Here is a 19,256-nt window from a genome sequence, read left to right on the forward strand (position 1 = left end):
TGAACAATTAAGGAGAGTTACTTTTTTGTTTCCTCCTCGTCATTTCATATTGTCTATATCTGTAGTAATAATAGAAATAAGATTTCCTTTATCACGAGATTCTAGCTTAGCGGGACATAGCTTCTGTAATGCTTCAAAGACTTTATGACGAATAATAGCAAGTAATCTGAAGGCAATATAATGATTGCAGTATTGTTCGAGATAATGCAGAATACCACGTAATAAAGCAATCACAATCATTATAGTCAAGACTGTTTTAACAGGCATAAAGACAAGACGTGGATTTCTTATGCGAAAAAATAATTGTGGAATAAGTCCATGAGCAAGTACCTGTCCTGCAAGGATAGTCAGGAAGATCGCACATAAATAACCAACAGTACCAAGCAGAATGGCAGCAATCATAAAAATTAGGAGTGGTTTAACTAAACCAATCAACTGACCCATGATTTGAATAGCACTTCTACGATTTGTTTTATTCATTATACAGTTCCTTTCTTTCCATAGTTTTCTAAAGCCATCTGTGTTTCATATAAATGTTTATAGGCCCCATTTTGATTTATTAATTCAGTATGTGAACCATGTTCTTTGATTTGTCCATCTTGTAAGAAGTAGATATGATCACTCTTTACTACATTGGCAAGTCTATGAGAAATAAGTAATACAGTTTTTGTTTTGGCTAATTCATGAATGACATTCATAATCAGTTCTTCACTTTCAATATCAATATTAGAAGCTGCTTCATCAAGGATATAGACAGATACATCTTTTTTAAGTAAAGCACGAGCAAGGGCTAATCTTTGACACTGACCACCCGATAAGTTAGATGCTTTCTCTAATAGTTTTGTTTTTATACCATCCTGTGAGTTAAGAAATCCTAAAAGGTTTACTTTTTCTAGTACTGCTTCCATTTCTTCTTTTGTAGCATGAGGATCAGCCATACGAAGATTCTCTTCTACAGTCCCTTTAAATAAATAGCTGTTATGTCTAATCAATACAACATGCTTCATTAAACCTTCTTCATTGACATCCTTTAAGGGAGTACCACCAATTGTGATATCACCTGTATATCCTCTATTCTTTCCAGCAAGAATACTAGCAATTGTACTCTTACCACATCCTGATTCTCCAACTAATGAAATAAAAGAGTTTTTTGGTAATGTCATATCAATACCCTTTAATATTTCTCTATTTTCTTCATAAGAGAAATGAACATCCTTGAATAAGATATCTAAACTATGATCAGATAATACTTCTTTTCCAGAACCTATTTCAGGAATATCAAGAATTCTAAAGATTTTATCACTCGCTGCCATCCCATTCATTGCGATATGGAAAAAAGATCCAAGTAGTCTTAAAGGAAGGAAGAATTCACTGGCTAGAAGAATGATACAGAGAGTACCCTGCATATTAATATGTCCATGAAGATATTCTAATAAAGCAATGATCATTCCCACTGCAGCACCACCATAAGCAACAATATCCATGACACTAATAGAATTAAGCTGCATAGTTAAAACCTTCATAGTAATCTTACGGAATTTTTCGGATTCTTGATCCATTTCTTCTGCTTTATTTTGATCAGCCTGGTAGATTTTTAATGTAGTTAATCCCTGAAGGTTTTCTAGAAATGAATCTCCAAGTCCTGTATAAGTAGACCAATAGTTACTTAATAGTTTTTTCGCAAACTTCTGTACAGCTACTATAGACATAGGAATAAGTGGTACACAGATTAATAATACGAGACTTGCTTTTAGATTTACCCGACTTAATATAATAAATAATGTGATTGGTGCAAGTAAGCTATAAAATAATTGAGGGAGATATTTGCTAAAATATGTTTCTAATTGTTCTACTCCTTCTGTAGACACCTGTACTACTTCAGAAGAAGACACATATTCATTATAAGAGGCTCCGAGTTTAAGCATCTTATCATAAATCTTTTCTCTTAATATACGTTTTACATCCACACTTGCTAGGTATGATGTACGAGCACTCATACGTTCACATGTATAGCGAATCACTATGATTCCTAGTAATAATAAAAATGTAGATTTAAGATGAGTTATAGTAAGCGTATTATTCAATACATAACCCAATAAGTCTGCAATAGTAAATACAGCAGTGATCTGTGCGAGTAATGAAATCCATTGCCAGAATACTGTATAAACAATATATTTTTTAGAATGCGACAACAATTGTATCAATCTTGTTTTAATCATTTTAATATCCTTTCTTTTATAGTACATAGCATATGCCATAAAGCTGTTTTAGGAGCATAGATGATCATTCTAGGACCACTATAACGCATGACCTGTTTGATTCTTTTTCTCATCTCAGACTTATAACAATGCACCTTGCAATGCGCACAGAATGTCTTTTCTGCCATAAAAGGACATCTTTGACTACGTGTTGTTGCATAATTCACTAATTCCTTACATTCAGAACATAACTCTTTTGTATGATGATTCTTTTTACAATAGATATGAACCATCTTTTCAATCGTTTCCTGTTCTTTGACTCTCTTTTTTTCTACTTTATTCATTGATTATCACTTCTTTCTTTATCGTCTTGATTCGGAAAAAGAAATAAAGAATATGGAAAATCCAGACAATCGTAATACATATTCTTCCTACAGGTACATTTTTCATACAGATGAACCCTATTAACATAATAGCTGTAACCATACCCAGGATCTTACATTTAGTCATTAATGTCATAGATCTGTTTTGTATAAAACTATCTAAGTGCTTTTTATAAAGGTTTGTGTGCGTAAACCAGTGGTGAAGCTTATCTGAACTTTTCGCAAAACAGAATACAGTTGCCATATAAAAAGGAACAGTAGGTAAAATAGGAAGTACAATTCCTAAAGTACCAAGTATCAAAGATATAAATCCTAGTAGTATCCAAATAATTTTCATAGTCATCTCCTTACTTAGTCTCAGCTAATAATAGTTAGTGTTATCAAACTAATGATCATTATATGTGAAGTGATTTAATAAAGTCAACACATATATTTATAAAAAAAGTGCTTGCATTATAAAAAAAGTCATGGTATTATACATGAGCAGTCGAAATACAAATGTCTACGTAGCTCAGCTGGATAGAGCACACGCCTTCTAAGCGTGCGGTCATGGGTTCGAATCCCCTCGTGGACGCCATCTAAAAATTACCTCGGTTGATCTGAGGTTTTTATTTTATATTTAAGTAAAAAGGTACCCAAGCGCTATTACGCCTGGGTACCTTTCATATTAGTTTTTATTTTCTTTTCTTCTTAGTAATGTATAGAAGAACATAGAAAGCATTGATAAAAGACTAAAGATTACAATTGGTGATGAATCACCTGTTTTTACAGTAGTAGATGTCTTATCAGACTTTACTGTAGCTGTTGTATCATTCTTCTGTGATGGAGTAACAGTAACGTTATCTTTCTTATCAGAAGGAGTAGTTGTGACATCGTCTTTCTTATCTGCAGGTGGAGTAGTATTGTCATCTTTATCAGTAGAGGCTAAGACAATCTTAAATGTTTTAGTGATAGTACCAACATAATACTCGTCACTTAACTTAATAGTAACACTACCTTCCCCTACTTCTGTATTATCACCATAAGTGATTGTATATTCACTTGGATCAACAACATTACCTTTACTATCTTTGACTACAATCTCCGGTTTAATTTGTTTACCAGTATAAGTCATTTCACTTAGTAAAGTAATTGTATCTTTTGTGACAATACCATATTTTGCATCAAATGCATCTAAATCAGCCTTAGCGTCATTATATTCGTTAAGAGCTGCATTATAGGCACTTAAAGCATTCTCATAATTCTTTGTCTTTTCATCATAGTCCTTCTGCGCATCAGCAAGTTTAGTTTCAATTGAACCAGCAGCATCTTTCGCACTTACATAAACTAATACAGTATCACTTAAGTTATCTAATACTTCATCATGATAAGGTGCATAATGATCAATAGTACCTGCTTTAATACCTTCCCAATCAGCAGTGGCTCTTTGTGCTTTTGTAAGACTTTCATTTGCATCATCTAGCTTCTTAGTAGTATCAGCTACGGCATCAGCTTGAGCTTTTTGGCCTTTAACAGCCTGATCATATTCAGCTTGAACATTATCAAGATTGTTTTTAGCAGCATTTAATGCATCTTTTGCCTTGTTGCATTCTTCTAACTGTTTATTGTATGCTTCAATCGCAGTATTTAACATATCAATATTGGCAGATAAAGCGTTCTTTTCAGTTTCTTTACTAGTAACTTCAGAGTTCAAAGTATTTAACTCAGCACTATATGTATTGATATTCTGCTGGTTAGTGTTGATTTCTGACTCAAGAGCATTGATTCTCTTATCATTTTCATCAATTAAAGAAGTAATACGATTAACATCAGCATTCGCATCTTTAAGAGCCTGTTCTAGTTCAGCTTTATCTTTAGTGGTATTCGCAAGTTCTTCTTTCTTTTGAGCTAATAATGCCTTTTCATCAGTGATCTGCCTAGATAAAGTATCTTTCTCATTTTTATTAGCTTTTAACTGATCTTCTAGTTTAGTTAAAGCGTCTTTTTGTGCGTTAAGTTGAGTAGAAGTAGTATCTAATTCAGCTTTTACTGAAGACTGCTGATTGACTAGATTATCATATGTGCTCTTAGCGTTGTTATAAGTCGTTTCTGCAGCTTTAAATTGTGTCTTTACATTATCCTTATAATTACTGATTTCAGTCTGTTTTGTGCTGATATTCTGCTTGTTATCATTAAGCGCATTTGTCGCCTTTTCAACTTCAGCTTTTGCATTATCAACATTATTCTGTTCAATTCGAACACCATTTGCCTTCTTTAAGATCCAGGCATTTAATGTATTTTCAAATTCATCTACACTTTGACCTGTGATTCTTACTTGACCACTACCATCCAATTTATTTGCAACGAGGCTTCCTGAAAATACTTGTCCCCAAGTGTAATAACCACTATTATGTAGTTGATTATTATGGCTGAATCCAGTCAGAGTATAATTTTGATTTATAATGTTGAAGTAATGTCCAGCTTTATCTGCGTTGTGTGTCTGTTCATATAAAATTTTTTCTTCAGTCCACCAACCATAAAATGGATTTTGTCTTTGTATACTGAATGCATCTAAGTTTTGATCTCTTCCAAGTCGATCTAAATAATCTACATCCAAATTGCCGTTTTGATCTAAGAAGTCTGTAGAGTTGTAATCTCTTGAACTTCCATATATATTTTCAGCGAATGGATATATTTCTGAATGTCCCCATTTTACAGATGTAAATTCGTTCTGGATTGCGGATACAGCCAGAAGGTAATAAGAGACTTTAAGTGGATCGGAACCTTCATATGCTCTAATCTGATTACACATCTTAATATAATTAAGGGCTTCCTTTAAATCAGATAATGATGCCATTGTCTTATCATAATTCTTACTATCATAAATAGTGGCTGAACCTACTTTTTTACCATCATACTTTTCTAATTCAGTATAAGCATAATAAGCATCTAAATTACCAGTATTGTTGTAGACTTCTTTATAGAAGTTGACAACGTTGTTATCATATTTTGTATAAGCATTGGCTAATTCAGTTTCAGCTGCTTTTAATTGACTTGTAGTCGCATCCACTTGTGTTTGTAAGGCAGACTGCTGCTTCTGTAATTGATAGAGTTCAGACTTTAAACTTGCAAGTTTTGGTGTATCAACATTGTTGTTGAGGTCATCTACTGCTTTTTTAGCTGCATCGTAGTTAGTCTTTGCAGTATCTAGATTTGTTTTTGCTTCATTAACCTGTGTAGTTAAAGCATCATACTGTTTAGTTAAATCATCCTTTTTCTTTGTTGTTTCATTAACAGTTGCAGTTTGTGCTTCAATTGAAGTAGTTAAGCTATTAATTTCCTGGTCTAAAGTAGATAACTGAGTTGTCTTAGTATCGATATCCGTTTCAAGAGTATCAATTTCTTTCTGCAACTGAGTCACTTCTTCAGTTGTTGGCTGTTTATTAAGTGCATCTTTTAAAGAATTAAGCTTATCATTAGAAGTTTTTAACTGTGATTCTAGTTTTTGTTTTTCTGTAGTTAACTGACTAAGAGTAGCTTTGTTGTCTTCTAATGCTTTTGTTTCTTCATTAAGTTTTGTGGTAACTGTTTCAATGTCCTTATTTAAAGTAGTCAACTGATCATTTAAGCTGGCAAGGTCTTTTTCATATTGAGCCTTATCCTCTTCAGCCTGATTTAACTTATCTAAGGCATCCTTATTCTTCTCAGCTAAATCATTATAATCAGTTTGCGCTTTGTTGTATTTGTCCTGCTCATTCTTTAATTGATTCTGCTTTTCTTCTACAGCTTTATCTAAAGCTTCTTTTTGCTGTTTCTGTGATGATAAAGTTTCCTGTAGCTGTAAAACGATCTGAGCTCTATCTTTTACTTCTTTCGCAAGAGTCTGATCAACCTGATTTTGTGAAGTAGTAAGCTTTTCATCATTTTCTTTCTTGTTGGTTTTCGCATTGTTAAATGCTTCCTCTGAACTGTTCTTCTGATTCTCTGCTCCCTGTAATGCAGCTCCAGTAGAAATAACAGTAGAGTTCTTATCTTCTACTTCCTTTTCTAAATCTGTTCTAACTGTTGGTTGTACCTGTTGAGTTGTTTCTACTGTATTTTCATTTAATGCCTGAACATTCTTAATAACGGTATTAGGCAAACTAGAGATAGCACCTACAGATGATAATGCTGTTACTGTAGATAATGTAGTAGAAACGAGTTTCTGTTTCTTATTCATTTTGATTCCTCCCATATGTATATATGATAGCGCTAACAATTTATCATTTCAATATATATTATAATACAATTTAAAAATACTCAAAATGTTATATGAATATTATAATATATACACAGTTTGTTTATTATTTAAAGTGTGAGAAAAGCTTAAGATAGGTATTTAATCATTTTTTTCATTTTCTTATTGCATTAAAATGATCTATATGCTATTATATACGAGCAGTCGAAAAACAAATGTCTACGTAGCTCAGCTGGATAGAGCACACGCCTTCTAAGCGTGCGGTCATGGGTTCGAATCCCCTCGTGGACGCCATCTGTTAATTACCTCGGTTTATCCGAGGTTTTTATTTTGCATATAACTGGTAAAGAACCGTCATTACCAGTTTTTTTATATAAGAAAAAGAGACAGCTTTTATGCTATCTCTTGAGTCAATATTTTATCTATTAGAATAACGTGATAAGAACTGTTTAGCACGTTCTGTTTTAGGATGTTCAAATACTTCTTCAGGTGTTCCCATTTCTGCAATAACACCCTTATCCATGAAACATACTACATCGCTGACTTCTCTTGCAAACTGCATTTCATGAGTCACAACAGCCATTGTTAAACCTTCTTTCGCAAGTTCCTTCATAACATCTAATACATCCCCTACCATTTCAGGATCTAAGGCACTTGTAGGTTCATCAAATAGAAGTACTTCTGGTTTCATACATAAAGCTCTTGCAATCGCAACACGCTGTTTCTGTCCACCAGAAAGCTTTGTACTAGAAGCATCTGCAAATTTATCCATACCAACAGCTTTTAGCTGTTTCATTGCTTCAACGCGAGCTTCTTCTTTAGATTTCTTTAATACTTTGATTTGTCCAATCATACAGTTTTCTAAAACTGTTTTATTACTAAATAAGTTAAAGTTCTGGAATACCATGCCTACTTTACTACGATATGTAGAAGCATCTAAATCACCTTTAAGGATATTTTGTCCATTAAATAGAATTTCACCTGCATCAGGTACTTCAAGAAGGTTGATACATCTTAGTAATGTACTTTTCCCAGAACCACTTGAACCAATAATAGTAACTACCTTACCACGCTCAATAGTGAAATTAATATCGTTAAGAACACGGAGGTCACCAAAATGTTTTTCTAAATGTTTAATTTCAATTACTGTATTCATTTCTTTCCTCCTTAAGCACAGTTATCCTTGATAGTAACTGTGTTTGTCTTATTGATTTTCTTTTCAACATAGTTAAGTACAAATGTAGCTACAGTTGTAAGAATTAAGTAAAGAATTGCAACAACAAGATACACTTCGATATATCTCATGTTTGTACCAGCCACTGATTGTGCCTGGAAGAATAATTCAACAACTGAAATCGCATTTAACATACAGCTATCCTTAATATTAACAATAAACTGGTTACCAAGTGATGGGAATGTATTCTTAATAGCCTGTGGGAAGATGATAGAAATCATAGTCTGAGTATTTGTCATACCTAAAGACTTAGCTGCTTCCATCTGTCCAGGATCAATAGATTGAATCCCACTACGAATAATTTCAGCCATATAGGCAGCTGTATTCACTGAAATAATTACCATACCAGCTGTAAAGTTATTCCAATGTAATACTGGTTTGAATAAGTAATAAAGGAATACGGCCTGAACCATCATAGGTGTTCCACGGAATACCCATACATAAAAGCCTGTAATAAAACGTCCTAAACGTTTAAAGAATCTTGTTACTGGTTTATCTAGTGGATCTAATGGTACACAACGAATGGCACCAATAATTAAACCAATAATTAAACCAGCTAATGTACCAACAACCGCAAAAGCGATTGTCATCTTAATACCATACCAGAATAGAGGCCAGTTATTAATTAACTGACTCCATGCATATTGAAAATCTATTTTCATTTTATCTCCTATTTTTCAGTAGGTGCTCTCTTAACAGCATCTTCCATGATTTTTAATCTTTCTTCTTGTGAAATAGAATCTAAAGCCTTCTGAATCTTCTTGAATTCAGCAGTCTTACGTGTATTATTCTTTAATCCAATTGATACTGCAGTATCTACATTAAAGTTATGGCCATCTGCAAACTTAACGATTGATAAATCTGGGTTAGCCTGTACGATACCATTTGCAACTGGTAATTCAGCAGTAATACCATCTGTATCACCCTGCTGTAAAGCTACAACTAATTCTGGATAAGTTGATTTAGGTGTCTGATGTTTTACACCGTTAATCTGATCAATGATTGTATCATAGTTAGTATTCTTCTGACCTGTTACCTTATATCCTGAGAACTGCTGGATATCATTGAATGAAGTCATTGGACTGTTCTTTCTTACAATCATAACCATTTCACTCTGGTAATAAGGTGTAGTGAAATCTAATCCCTTTTCACGTTTCTTATCAGCAGTCATACCTGCGATAATTGCATCAATTTCACCAGATTCCACAGCTGGCTGTAAACCATCCCATGCAATCTTCTTTACTACAAGTTTCTTTCCTAATTTTTTAGCAATTTTGCTGGCAACGACAACATCATAACCATCTGCATAACCTGCACCACCATCTAATTTAACTGCAGTATCTGTTTTCTTAGAAGTCTGCCAGTTAAATGGCTGGTAAGCTGCTTCCATCCCTACTGTAAAAGTGTTGTCATCCTTAGTAGATGATCCACATCCTGATAATACAAGCGCTGCTGTAGCAAGCGTAATTAAAGTCTTTTTCATAATTATTCCCCTTTCTATATAAAAATAGAAAAAAAGCCATACGTTATCGCATAGCTTTTAACGATTAGATAACGCCTCTTCATCATGAAGGAGTGAGACAGGTATTTCCTGAATCCCCAAGACTATAAGCTGCCACTTATCTTCTTTCGGCGATGATTACCTTTCATATGATTCTTAGTCTGCCGACTCCTCATACTACTCTGATGCATCGCTTCCTCTATCTTTATATTTGACTTTACATGCCCATTATAATAGGAAGATATAAAAAGTCAATCCTATTTAATAAATTGTATCATTATTCCAATGTTTTAATTCTAACATCTACATTTGTACCATCAATAGTCATCACTGCATAAGATCTTTTGCTGCCACCACGTGGCCAGGAAGTAGAGCCAGGATTAATAAGCCATAAACCATTTTCTTCTTTTACAAGAGGCATATGTGTATGTCCTGAGATTAAAACATCTCCATTATATTTCTTTAAAAAGTCCAGCATTTTCTTTTCACGATCAAAATAACCAAAGAACTGCCCATGAGTAATCAGAAGATGTCTTCCTTCAATATCTAATCTTGCAGTTTGTGGAAGATCAAGACTCCAGTCATTGTTTCCTTTCACAGCAACAAATTCATCTAAATCGCATAATTGATATGATTCACTATCACCACAATGGATATAGTAATCTGCATCATCTTCTAAAACTTTAATATCTGTTAAGATATTCATGTCACCATGGTTATCTGACATAATTACAATTTTTTTCATTCAGCCGCCTCCTTCTGATTATATTCTTCAATACAACTATTTTCTTTATAAATCTTATTCGCATTCTTCTTACCCACATAACGATAATAATGTGCATCATACACATGATTTGTAGAAGATGCCATACGTTTTGGATAACGTAATATAAAACCATATTCATATGAATGTGCTTCAAGCCATTGGGACAGGGCAGATGTTTCAAACTCCTGATAGGCAATGGATTTAGATGCAATAGAAACTGTATGACCTAATTGTCTTTCATCTTTACCTGCAAGGTTAGGATTTGAATACTGTAAGTCAGTAAAGCTTGTATAAGCTTCTTTAACATAAAAGTCATTCGCAATCTCATCAGGCATGGCATCAATCATCTTCTTTAACGCGTCATAAGCGTCATTATTTAAATACATGGCATATTTTAAACGATGAATATCTGACATTAAGACAAGGTTATGAGGAACATAAGCACCTATATAAGTTTGATCACTTAAGGTAGTTAAAAGAGCTGAAGGATCAGGAATCAAGAACATATCAGGATTATTTGCCTGAGTCATAAGTGTTGTTAAACCATAACGAGAGTAATTAGCACATGCCTGTTTGAAAAATGAAAGAATCATTTTATCTGTTAGTCCACGATTCTTTAATAATTCAATATAGTATTCTGTATCGTCTACATAACTATAATCTTCATAAAGAGGTCTCATTTTATAATATATTTGTAGTTTATCAAAATCAAAGTTCTGATTATATAAATATCCTGCTTCTAAATCATGTTCTACAAGTTTCTTTGCTTGATCATAAGATGCACCTTTATAGATGCCAGTGAGTTTAGTTGCTAATTCATTGCCTGTTTGTAGGATAGATTTATTTGTAGAGTAACGCCCTGTTTTTTCTAGTAGTTCATAATATTGATAATATGGAAGATAGAAATCATCATATTTGATATATTTCATAAAATGGTAAAGAGGAATTCTGTTTTCTACAAGATATTTCTGTTCTTCTTTACTTAAATACTTTTCGATGATCATTCTATTATCGTTGTTGATGCCATTGACACGATAGAATGGATCAAATCGGAGATTAATTGTATAGAATGAAACGATAAATAATGCAATGACTGTAATAAACAGATACTTGCGCTTATTTTCCATTAAATCACCTGCTCTCTAGTGTCAATTATATAGTATATCATGAAGAGTGTATAGATTATTCTTTATGTAGTACTTCATAGAGCTTTGCTGCAGTATTCTTGGGAATGACTGCTTCTAGTTCTTCCAGTGATGCTTCCTTCATCTTTTTAACACTCTTAAAATGATTAAGAAGCTTCTTCTTGCGTGCTTCCCCTATTCCTTCTACTTCATCTAATATAGAACTAAATAAGGATTTAGAGCGTACCTGACGGTGGAATGATATAGCATAGCGATGCACTTCATCCTGCATACGCGTTAATAAAAAGAATAAAGGACTCTTTGTATCAATAGGAACCTGGTTTCCATCTTCATCTAGCAACATTGCGGTAGAATGTTTATCATCCTTGGATAAACCACATATATGTACAGAGAGATTTAAGCTGTCTATCACTTCTTTGGCAACTTTGATCTGTCCTAGTCCACCATCGACAATTATGAGATCAGCCATTTCTTTTTGTTCCATAAGTAAGCGATAATAACGTCTATAGATAACTTCCTTCATACTTGCATAATCATCTGGACCTTCTACTGTCTTGATCTTATATTTACGATAATCTTTTTTAGATGGTACACCGTCTTTATATACAACCATACCAGCGACTGCATAAGCACCCTGAATATTAGAGTTATCGTATAATTCAATTGTATGTGGTGTATCAATACCTAGTTTTTGGCCTAATTCAATAATAGGAAGAATTGTTTTTTCATCTGTCTTCTCTTTTAACAAGAATTTCTTTTCTAATGCTTCTTTCGCATTTTTATTAGCCATTTCTACTAAGGATTTCTTATCTCCTCGTTGTGGCTGAAGAACATGACAGGATAATATTTCAGTTAATAGTTCTAGATCAACATCCTGAGGAATAAGCAGTTCATAAGGTTCTGGATGTGTTTGATAATAAGTGACTAAAAAACGAATCAAATCTTCTTCAAAATCTTCTCCTACTGGTTCTAAATTAAAATCATGATAGAGAAGTTTACCTTCACGCATAAAGAAGAGCTGAATACTAATGTAGCCTTTATCAATAAAATAACCTAAAATATCTCTATCTTTATAGTCTCCAAATTGGACATTCTGTTTTGCTGTGACATATTCTATAGAACGAATGAGATCACGATATTCTTTCGCAAGTTCAAATTGAAGATTTTCACTAGCTGTCATCATCTTTTCAGTGAGTTCATCTATTTTAGATTTGGTATTACCATGTATAAAAGAAATCAGTTCTTTTCTAATTTCATCATATTGGCTCTTGTCAACTTCATTAATACATGGACCTAGACATTGATGTAAAGAATAATATAAGCATGGTTTATCTGGTACATGATTGCACTTTCTTAATGGGTAAAGCTTATTTAATAATTTAAAAGTATTTCTAGCAGCAGTGGCATCGGGATAAGGACCAAAGTACTTATTTTTTTTATTTTTAGTTTTTCTTACTATTTTAAGTCTTGGATGGGTTTCATCAGTGAGTTCAATATAAGGATAATAGGTATTATCCATGAACATGATGTTGTATTCAGGTGTATAGTCTTTAATAAGGTTAATTTCTAGTAATAATGCTTCCTTTTCACTGCCTGTCACAATATAGTCGAAGTCCCATATATGATCGACTAATTTTGTGGTTTTATAGTTATGTGCTCCTGTAAAATAAGAAGAGACGCGATTTTTAAGTTTTCGCGCCTTTCCTACATAAATAACTTTTCCGTCTGTATTCTTCATTAAGTAACAGCCAGGAGACATAGGAAGCAGAGAAAGCTTCTTTTTAATATAGTCTAGATTCTTATTCAAAGCTAACTACCGTTACACCTAAACCACCCTCATTTGGCCCACCATCACGATATTCCTTGACATATGATAAATGGTCTAGCTTCTTTCTTATACCATTACGTAAAATGCCTTTACCCATACCATGCACAATACGTACTGAAGGATAACCTAGTAATAAAGCGTCATCTAAGAACTTTTCTACAATATTCATCGCTTCTTCATAACGCATACCAATGACATTGACTTCATAATGTCCAGTCTTCTTCATATGCTGTCTTGTGCCTGCTTTTTTAACCTTCTGAGGCTTAGAGGCACTATGCATGAATGTTACATCAGTATCCTTAACACGAGCCTGGAGACCACCTAAATCAACAAGCAATTCATGCTTCTTAACTTCTAGGACATCCCCTTCTCTATTCATTTTATCAAGTTTAACATGATCACCTTTTTTAAAGACATGATCCTGTACCTTGACAACTTCTTTCTTTTCATATTTCTGCTGATCTAATGCATGTTTCGCTGCAGTGACCTGATGAGGCTTTAAAGCACCTTGATTCATAATATCTTTAGTCAATTCATCAATTGTCTTCTTAGCCTCTTCAAGCATCTTATTAGCTTCCTGCTGTGCCTCTTCGACAATACGATCTTTCTGTTTTGTGGCAACGGATAGCTGATGTTCATAACGATTATGAAGCTTTTCATTGTCTGCAAGTAATGTATTGATTCTTTCTTCTTTTTCATCTAATTCAGCACTCTGTTTAGTCAGTTTTTCAGTTAACTTTTCTGCTTCACTCATACGTTCTTCTTTATTATGTAAAGCTTGATCAATAATCTCATGATCAAGACCTAAAGAAGCAGCAATCTCAAAGGCGTAAGATGAACCAATAGAATGAAGCTTTAATCTATATGTAGGACGCATTGTTTCTACATCAAATCCAACAGATGCCAGAGTAATATCATCTCTTGACTGCCCATAGTTCTTAAGTTCACCATAGTGAGTAGATGCAATAATACGGCAGTCACGTCTTAATAAAGTATCCAGAATAGCTTCTCCTAGACATGCCCCTTCTTGTGGATCTGTACCAGACCCAATTTCATCAATAAGAATTAAAGAACGACATGTTGCATGTTCTAAGATATAAATAAGCTTCTTCATATGTGATGAATATGTTGAAAGAGACTGCTCAATAGATTGTTCATCACCAATATCGGTATAGACTGCATCAAAGAATGGAATAGAAGCTGAAATAGCTGGCACGGCTAAACCACTAATTGCCATTAATGAAAGTAATCCTGCAGTCTTTAAAGCAACAGTTTTACCACCAGTATTAGAACCAGTAATCATCAACATCTTACCATCAATAATAATATCATTAGGTACAATTCTTTCTTGATCAATAAGTGGGTGTCTAGCCTGTTTTAAAGAGAGAACACCTGATTCATTGATATCAGGTTTAATGCAATCATAATCACATCCAAAACGTGCTTTCGCAAAAATAAAATCTAGTTCAGACATGAGCTCCTGATCAAAATAGAATCTTGTATAGTTATACTTAACACGTCTTGTAAGGCTCTGTAAGATTTTATTGATTTCAGTCTGTTCCTGACTCTTTAATTCATTAAGTTCATTGTTCATAACAACAACACTTTCTGGTTCAATAAAGAATGTCTGACCAGAAGCACTTGTAGCATGTACTAAACCTTTGATTTCATTTTTATGAGGTGCTTTAACTGCAAGAACTAAACGGTCATTTTTGCTAGAGAGAGTATCCATACTTAATGAATTCTTTTCACTCTTTAAATACCCTTCCATAGAATGACGAATACGTCCTTCTAATGCATGCATGCTTTTTCTAATACGATAAAGTGTTTCACTGGCATGATCACTGATAGAGCTATCGGGCATAATGCATCTATTGATTTCTATATGTAACCCATTATCCCCTTCTAAGCCTTCTACTAAGTCTCTTAAGAGAATAATTTCTCCTTCATAAGCATTAAAGTAAGAAGTTACCTGAAAGATATTTTCTAACATATGATCAATAGCCATAAGCTCTTCAGGTGCTAAAATACCATCCATCTTCGCTTTTGCAAGATATGCACTGATATCATGAAGTGGTGCAAGAGGTAAAGTGCCCATAATACGATGAATAGTCATGGCTTCTTCTAAACGATTCTGTTCTTCATTTAAATCAGCCAGATTATCATACATTTCTAATTGTAATACTTTCTTTTTCGCAATCTCTGTACGGCAGCTGCCAGCAATACTATTTAGAATTCTTGGAAATTCTAATACTTTATAACTATCTAACATTTTATTCACTTCCTATATTATTTAATATTGTATTCTTTTCTGTTTCTGTATAAGGTGTTTTATTTAATAAAGAGATAAATTGAAGTTTTTCTTCATGAGGTATAATGACCTGCTGATTCATTAAAGCAGGGCCTAATTGTGTATAGACAAACTGTGTTGCATCATGCTCATTTAATATTCCATGATCATAAGCATGATTATTCGCGATAATCATCTTCTTTAGTATATCTTGATCTTCTAGTTGAAGTGTATGCTGTCCTTTTAATAAGCTTCCATAAGCACTTGCTTCATTGATTGCTTTTTGTGAGATAATTGGTACATCTTCTATGATTAAATGTCCAATTTTAGAATTAGTTAAGATATCAGGTCCAAAGAAGGGAATAATAACCATTATCATAACCATAAAGGAGATAAATACACCCTTTAATGCGTGAATCAACGCACCTAATAAATGATTGACAAAAGCAGTGAGTGCAAAATGATCAGTCAATTGATTGACTAAAGGTTTAATAAGAACGCCTATGAGTCTGCGGATCACTTCTAGAACAACAAACATAATAATAAAGACTATCAACATATTTATAACTGAACCACCTAATTGTGATAAAGGATCATTTACAGGCTTATAAATCTGGATAATAGAAGAAATAGTTTCTACATTAAAATAAATAAAAAGCATCATGATTATAAAGCTTACTAAATCATATAATGTAGAGAAAAAACCTTTGGAATATCCACTAAAAAACATATATAACAAAAAAGCGATAAGAATCAAATCAAGAAAACTCATAACACTTACCTCCTTGACGTTGTCGGTTCTTAATTATAACAAATGAAATTTATACTGTCAAAAAAATGAAATTTATGATAAAATAAAACATGTGAGGTGAATATAGTGGAGCCAATTAAATTTTTGATTAATGAAAACATTTTAAACAAGATGAAGAAGTTTTATGACAGTCAGATGGTTCCATTCGAAAGCGAGAACCTTCTTTTAAAAGCTCATGCTATTGGCTGTGACATCGAAGTGACATCGAATTATGAAGCAAGCTTTTTAGGACAGAATGCGGTGCATGAAGCAAAGCATTGGTCTAGAAGTTTAGCAAAAAAGATTGAGCAGGAAAAGAATTCAGATCACTTATGTATGCATCCACATATTGGTGCTGCAGAAACAGGATCTGCTGATTTTCTTGGGCCGCTTTGTGTCGTTGCATGCTATGCCGATGATGAAGCACTTGAGATTATTAAAAACCTGCATATTGATAATATTGATGATTTGTCTAATCAGGAAATTATCAATTACGCTAAACTATTAAAAGGACATCTCATTTCATCACTACTAGTACTAGATAACTCACATTATAATAAGATGATTGATAGTGGAATCAACCAGGCAAACATTCGTGCACGTCTTTTTAATCAGGCTGTTGTGAATGTTCTTCAGAAAGTGAAGAAGAGTGTTGAATTTAAAGTTATTGATCAATTCGTTTCACCTAAGACTTATTATAATTATTTAAAGAGTGAAGTTATTGTCGTAAAAGATATGATTTTTGAAACCAATGCTGATGAACAGTATTTAGCAGTATTAGCTGCAGAAATCATTTCTCGTTATGCATATCTACAATATTTTGCTAGTATGACAAAGAGTTTAAAGATGAACCTTGCTAGAGGGGCTGGCACTAATGCCGAAATCGTGGCTGTTAAACTTGCGCACAAGTATGGTGATAAGATTCTTACTAAAGTATGTAAGTTGAATTTCACTAATATGAAGAGAGTTAAGGGAGCATTAAAGAAATTAAAAGAAGGCCTATAGGCCTTCTTCTTCATCTAGAGAATCATTATTGATTCTCTTTTTTTATTTCTATTTCAAATGCAGGAACTTTACGATAAGAAACACCAGCCACATCTAACATACGTTTAGCTGCTCTATCACTTTCTGTTCCTTTGTATTTTTCATCTTCATAGACAATTTCTTTAATACCACTCTGAATGATTGCTTTAGTACATTCATGACATGGGAATAAAGAAACATAGATACGACAACCCTGCAGCTTCTGAGTACAGTTAAGTATTGCGTTTAATTCGGCATGTACAACATAAGGATACTTGGTATCATACAAAGCCCCTTCTCTTACAGTCCAAGGAAACTTATCATCTTCACATCCTCTTGGAAGACCATTGTATCCTACCCCTACTATACGATTATCACTGTTTACTATACAAGCGCCAACCTGCGTATTAGGATCTTTAGAACGATAAGCAGAGAGTTTAGCTACTCCCATGAAATACTGATCCCATGTAATGATCTGCTTATCCATTGTATTCTCCTCCTAGTTCTTTGATCTTTTCTTCAAAGAAATCAGGTAAAGGTGCTTCAAAATACATATGTTCATTGGTTCTAGGATGAACAAAACCTAATACTTTAGCATGTAGATACTGTCCATGTGTGTTATCATCATTTCTAAAGCCATATTGAGGATCTCCATAAACTGGATGACCAATATATTGCATATGAACACGGATCTGATGTGTTCTACCTGTTTCTAGACGACATTCAATAAGTGTCATATCATCATAACGCTCTAATACTTTAAAGTTAGTGATTGCATCTTTGGCATTCTTACTAGTGACAGCCATCTTCTTACGATCTTTGCTATCACGTCCAATAGGTGCTTCAATACGACCTACGTTATGATTAATAACACCATGAACGAGTGCTACATAACGACGTACAACTGAATGTTCTTCTAATTGTTTAGATAATGAACGATGGGCATTATCATTTTTTGCAACCATTAATAGACCACTTGTTTCCTTATCAATACGATGTACAATACCAGGACGTGTAATACCATTTATTGCTGATAAATCATGACAATGATAGAGTAATGCATTCACAAGTGTTCCTGAATAAATACCTGCTGATGGATGAACAATCATACCTGTAGGTTTATTGACGACAATCACATCTTCATCTTCATAAACAATATCTAATGGGATATTTTCAGGATTAATTTCAGTACTTTGAGGATCTGGTAAAGTGACCTGGATGATATCCTCTTCTTCTACCTTATAGTTAGCTTTTTCAACATTATCATTAACGATAACCTGTCCTGCTTTAATCCATTTCTGAATCTCAGTACGTGAACGATCAGGCATATGATTTAAGATCACTTTATCTAAACGCAAGCCTTTTTCTTCTAATTCTGGTGTAATTGATTGTATTTCCATTGTTTATATTCTCCAATTCCTAAATCTAAGATGATTAATAAAACACCTATTACAACACCCATATCGGCAATATTGAAAATAGGAAAATCATAACCAAATCCAAAGAAATCTAAAAAGTCTCTTACATAATGAAAAACAACACGATCATATAGATTTCCTAGCATACCACTAAATATAAGCACAATTCCAAATCTTAATAAGACCTGGGATTTATCACTTTTGATAAAATAATAAATAAGCATAATACCAGCAATAATAGAAATTGCATAGAACATAAAGAAATGCCCTGAAAGCATACCCCATGCGGCACCTGTATTATGAATATAAGTGAAATAAAAAAAGTTTTTAATGACCTGATAGCTCTGGCCTAACTGCATTGATTCATTGACTACAAGTTTCGTTACTAAATCGCCACCTAATACAATAATAAATGTGATTAAGTATAAAAAACCGTATTTAAAATTTATTTTTTTCATTTAATC

16 protein-coding genes, 2 tRNA genes, 1 pseudogene and 1 riboswitch are annotated in these 19,256 nt (G+C 33.4%); of the genes and pseudogenes, 3 read left to right on the top strand and 16 right to left on the bottom strand.

Features of this window, described 5'->3' with window-relative positions:
* Nucleotides 1–51 precede the first annotated feature (51 nt).
* The 4 genes and pseudogenes from DW269_RS05245 to DW269_RS05260 form a co-directional block, all read right to left on the bottom strand.
* Nucleotides 52–480: pseudogene (locus tag DW269_RS05245) on the bottom strand (ABC transporter transmembrane domain-containing protein); the annotation flags it as partial.
* Nucleotides 480–2,219, bottom strand: a complete 1,740-nt coding sequence (locus tag DW269_RS05250; RefSeq protein WP_117458840.1) for an ABC transporter ATP-binding protein/permease — start codon at nt 2,217–2,219, stop codon at nt 480–482. The gene DW269_RS05250 and the pseudogene DW269_RS05245, both read right to left, overlap by 1 nt.
* Nucleotides 2,216–2,542 carry a nitrous oxide-stimulated promoter family protein gene (locus tag DW269_RS05255; protein WP_117458841.1) on the bottom strand — a complete coding sequence of 109 codons (327 nt, stop codon included), beginning with the start codon at nt 2,540–2,542 and terminating at the stop codon, nt 2,216–2,218. Before DW269_RS05255 ends, DW269_RS05250 begins: the two co-directional genes overlap by 4 nt.
* Nucleotides 2,535–2,918 (bottom strand): YbaN family protein, encoded by a 384-nt coding sequence (locus DW269_RS05260; protein ID WP_233502434.1) that lies wholly within the window; start codon nt 2,916–2,918, stop codon nt 2,535–2,537. The genes DW269_RS05255 and DW269_RS05260 overlap by 8 nt, the downstream gene beginning before the upstream one ends.
* Nucleotides 2,919–3,081: 163 nt before the next feature.
* On the opposite strand from DW269_RS05260, the gene DW269_RS05265 reads away from it, so the two are divergent.
* A tRNA-Arg gene (locus tag DW269_RS05265) sits at nt 3,082–3,158 on the top strand.
* Nucleotides 3,159–3,248: 90 nt separating this feature from the next.
* On the opposite strand, the gene DW269_RS05270 is transcribed toward DW269_RS05265, so the two are convergent.
* A complete protein-coding gene (locus tag DW269_RS05270; protein WP_158546308.1) occupies nt 3,249–6,779 on the bottom strand; it encodes a CAP domain-containing protein in 3,531 nt (1,176 codons plus the stop codon).
* A 235-nt stretch (nt 6,780–7,014) separates the two neighbouring features.
* Here DW269_RS05270 and DW269_RS05275 point away from each other — a divergent pair.
* Nucleotides 7,015–7,091: transfer RNA gene (locus DW269_RS05275), tRNA-Arg, on the top strand.
* Between the two features lie 124 nt (nt 7,092–7,215).
* On the opposite strand, the gene DW269_RS05280 is transcribed toward DW269_RS05275, so the two are convergent.
* The 8 genes from DW269_RS05280 to DW269_RS05315 form a co-directional block, all read right to left on the bottom strand.
* Nucleotides 7,216–7,953, bottom strand: coding sequence for an amino acid ABC transporter ATP-binding protein (locus DW269_RS05280; RefSeq protein ID WP_117458844.1), 738 nt, complete (start codon nt 7,951–7,953; stop codon nt 7,216–7,218).
* An 11-nt stretch (nt 7,954–7,964) separates the two neighbouring features.
* The gene (locus DW269_RS05285; RefSeq protein WP_117458845.1) at nt 7,965–8,693 is read right to left on the bottom strand and encodes an amino acid ABC transporter permease; all 729 of its coding nucleotides are present in this window, start codon (nt 8,691–8,693) and stop codon (nt 7,965–7,967) included.
* Between the two features lie 8 nt (nt 8,694–8,701).
* Nucleotides 8,702–9,514 carry a transporter substrate-binding domain-containing protein gene (locus tag DW269_RS05290; RefSeq protein ID WP_117458846.1) on the bottom strand — a complete coding sequence of 271 codons (813 nt, stop codon included), beginning with the start codon at nt 9,512–9,514 and terminating at the stop codon, nt 8,702–8,704.
* Nucleotides 9,515–9,575: 61 nt separating this feature from the next.
* A riboswitch (Lysine riboswitch) is annotated at nt 9,576–9,742 on the bottom strand.
* A 67-nt stretch (nt 9,743–9,809) separates the two neighbouring features.
* Nucleotides 9,810–10,277 (bottom strand): metallophosphoesterase, encoded by a 468-nt coding sequence (locus tag DW269_RS05295; RefSeq protein WP_117458847.1) that lies wholly within the window; start codon nt 10,275–10,277, stop codon nt 9,810–9,812.
* Nucleotides 10,274–11,425, bottom strand: coding sequence for a M15 family metallopeptidase (locus DW269_RS05300; protein ID WP_117458848.1), 1,152 nt, complete (start codon nt 11,423–11,425; stop codon nt 10,274–10,276). Before DW269_RS05300 ends, DW269_RS05295 begins: the two co-directional genes overlap by 4 nt.
* A gap of 55 nt (nt 11,426–11,480) precedes the next feature.
* Nucleotides 11,481–13,250, bottom strand: coding sequence for an excinuclease ABC subunit UvrC (uvrC, locus tag DW269_RS05305; RefSeq protein WP_117458849.1), 1,770 nt, complete (start codon nt 13,248–13,250; stop codon nt 11,481–11,483).
* Nucleotides 13,243–15,543, bottom strand: coding sequence for an endonuclease MutS2 (locus DW269_RS05310; protein WP_117458850.1), 2,301 nt, complete (start codon nt 15,541–15,543; stop codon nt 13,243–13,245). The genes uvrC and DW269_RS05310 overlap by 8 nt, the downstream gene beginning before the upstream one ends.
* 1 nt (nt 15,544) lies before the next feature.
* A complete protein-coding gene (locus tag DW269_RS05315; RefSeq protein WP_117458851.1) occupies nt 15,545–16,333 on the bottom strand; it encodes a CvpA family protein in 789 nt (262 codons plus the stop codon).
* Between the two features lie 105 nt (nt 16,334–16,438).
* Between DW269_RS05315 and DW269_RS05320 the strand changes: the two genes are divergently transcribed.
* Nucleotides 16,439–17,356, top strand: a complete 918-nt coding sequence (locus tag DW269_RS05320; protein WP_117458852.1) for a ribonuclease HIII — start codon at nt 16,439–16,441, stop codon at nt 17,354–17,356.
* Between the two features lie 25 nt (nt 17,357–17,381).
* Here the strand turns inward: DW269_RS05320 and DW269_RS05325 are convergent, their stop codons facing one another.
* From DW269_RS05325 to lspA, 3 genes are read right to left on the bottom strand one after another with little or no spacing between them, the layout of a single operon-like run.
* The gene (locus DW269_RS05325; RefSeq protein ID WP_117458853.1) at nt 17,382–17,861 is read right to left on the bottom strand and encodes a dCMP deaminase family protein; all 480 of its coding nucleotides are present in this window, start codon (nt 17,859–17,861) and stop codon (nt 17,382–17,384) included.
* Nucleotides 17,854–18,774: an RluA family pseudouridine synthase gene (locus DW269_RS05330; protein WP_117458854.1), complete on the bottom strand. Its 921-nt coding sequence runs from the start codon at nt 18,772–18,774 to the stop codon at nt 17,854–17,856. Before DW269_RS05330 ends, DW269_RS05325 begins: the two co-directional genes overlap by 8 nt.
* Nucleotides 18,744–19,250 carry a signal peptidase II gene (gene lspA / locus DW269_RS05335; protein WP_117458855.1) on the bottom strand — a complete coding sequence of 169 codons (507 nt, stop codon included), beginning with the start codon at nt 19,248–19,250 and terminating at the stop codon, nt 18,744–18,746. The genes DW269_RS05330 and lspA overlap by 31 nt, the downstream gene beginning before the upstream one ends.
* Between the last annotated feature and the right edge of the window lie 6 nt (nt 19,251–19,256).

The organism is Catenibacterium sp. AM22-6LB (genome assembly GCF_003435615.1).
In the GTDB taxonomy this organism is placed as follows: Bacteria; Bacillota_I; Bacilli_A; order Erysipelotrichales; family Coprobacillaceae; genus Catenibacterium; species Catenibacterium mitsuoka_A.

What these genes read in the sequence shown, in the direction of transcription:
- DW269_RS05250 (WP_117458840.1), bottom strand. Translation starts at nt 2,219, where the DNA reads ATGATTAAAACAAGATTGATACAATTGTTGTCGCATTCTAAAAAATAT.
- DW269_RS05255 (WP_117458841.1), bottom strand. Translation starts at nt 2,542, where the DNA reads ATGAATAAAGTAGAAAAAAAGAGAGTCAAAGAACAGGAAACGATTGAA.
- DW269_RS05260 (WP_233502434.1), bottom strand. Translation starts at nt 2,918, where the DNA reads ATGAAAATTATTTGGATACTACTAGGATTTATATCTTTGATACTTGGT.
- DW269_RS05270 (WP_158546308.1), bottom strand. Translation starts at nt 6,779, where the DNA reads ATGAATAAGAAACAGAAACTCGTTTCTACTACATTATCTACAGTAACA.
- DW269_RS05280 (WP_117458844.1), bottom strand. Translation starts at nt 7,953, where the DNA reads ATGAATACAGTAATTGAAATTAAACATTTAGAAAAACATTTTGGTGAC.
- DW269_RS05285 (WP_117458845.1), bottom strand. Translation starts at nt 8,693, where the DNA reads ATGAAAATAGATTTTCAATATGCATGGAGTCAGTTAATTAATAACTGG.
- DW269_RS05290 (WP_117458846.1), bottom strand. Translation starts at nt 9,514, where the DNA reads ATGAAAAAGACTTTAATTACGCTTGCTACAGCAGCGCTTGTATTATCA.
- DW269_RS05295 (WP_117458847.1), bottom strand. Translation starts at nt 10,277, where the DNA reads ATGAAAAAAATTGTAATTATGTCAGATAACCATGGTGACATGAATATC.
- DW269_RS05300 (WP_117458848.1), bottom strand. Translation starts at nt 11,425, where the DNA reads ATGGAAAATAAGCGCAAGTATCTGTTTATTACAGTCATTGCATTATTT.
- DW269_RS05310 (WP_117458850.1), bottom strand. Translation starts at nt 15,543, where the DNA reads ATGTTAGATAGTTATAAAGTATTAGAATTTCCAAGAATTCTAAATAGT.
- DW269_RS05315 (WP_117458851.1), bottom strand. Translation starts at nt 16,333, where the DNA reads ATGAGTTTTCTTGATTTGATTCTTATCGCTTTTTTGTTATATATGTTT.
- DW269_RS05325 (WP_117458853.1), bottom strand. Translation starts at nt 17,861, where the DNA reads ATGGATAAGCAGATCATTACATGGGATCAGTATTTCATGGGAGTAGCT.
- DW269_RS05330 (WP_117458854.1), bottom strand. Translation starts at nt 18,774, where the DNA reads ATGGAAATACAATCAATTACACCAGAATTAGAAGAAAAAGGCTTGCGT.
- lspA (WP_117458855.1), bottom strand. Translation starts at nt 19,250, where the DNA reads ATGAAAAAAATAAATTTTAAATACGGTTTTTTATACTTAATCACATTT.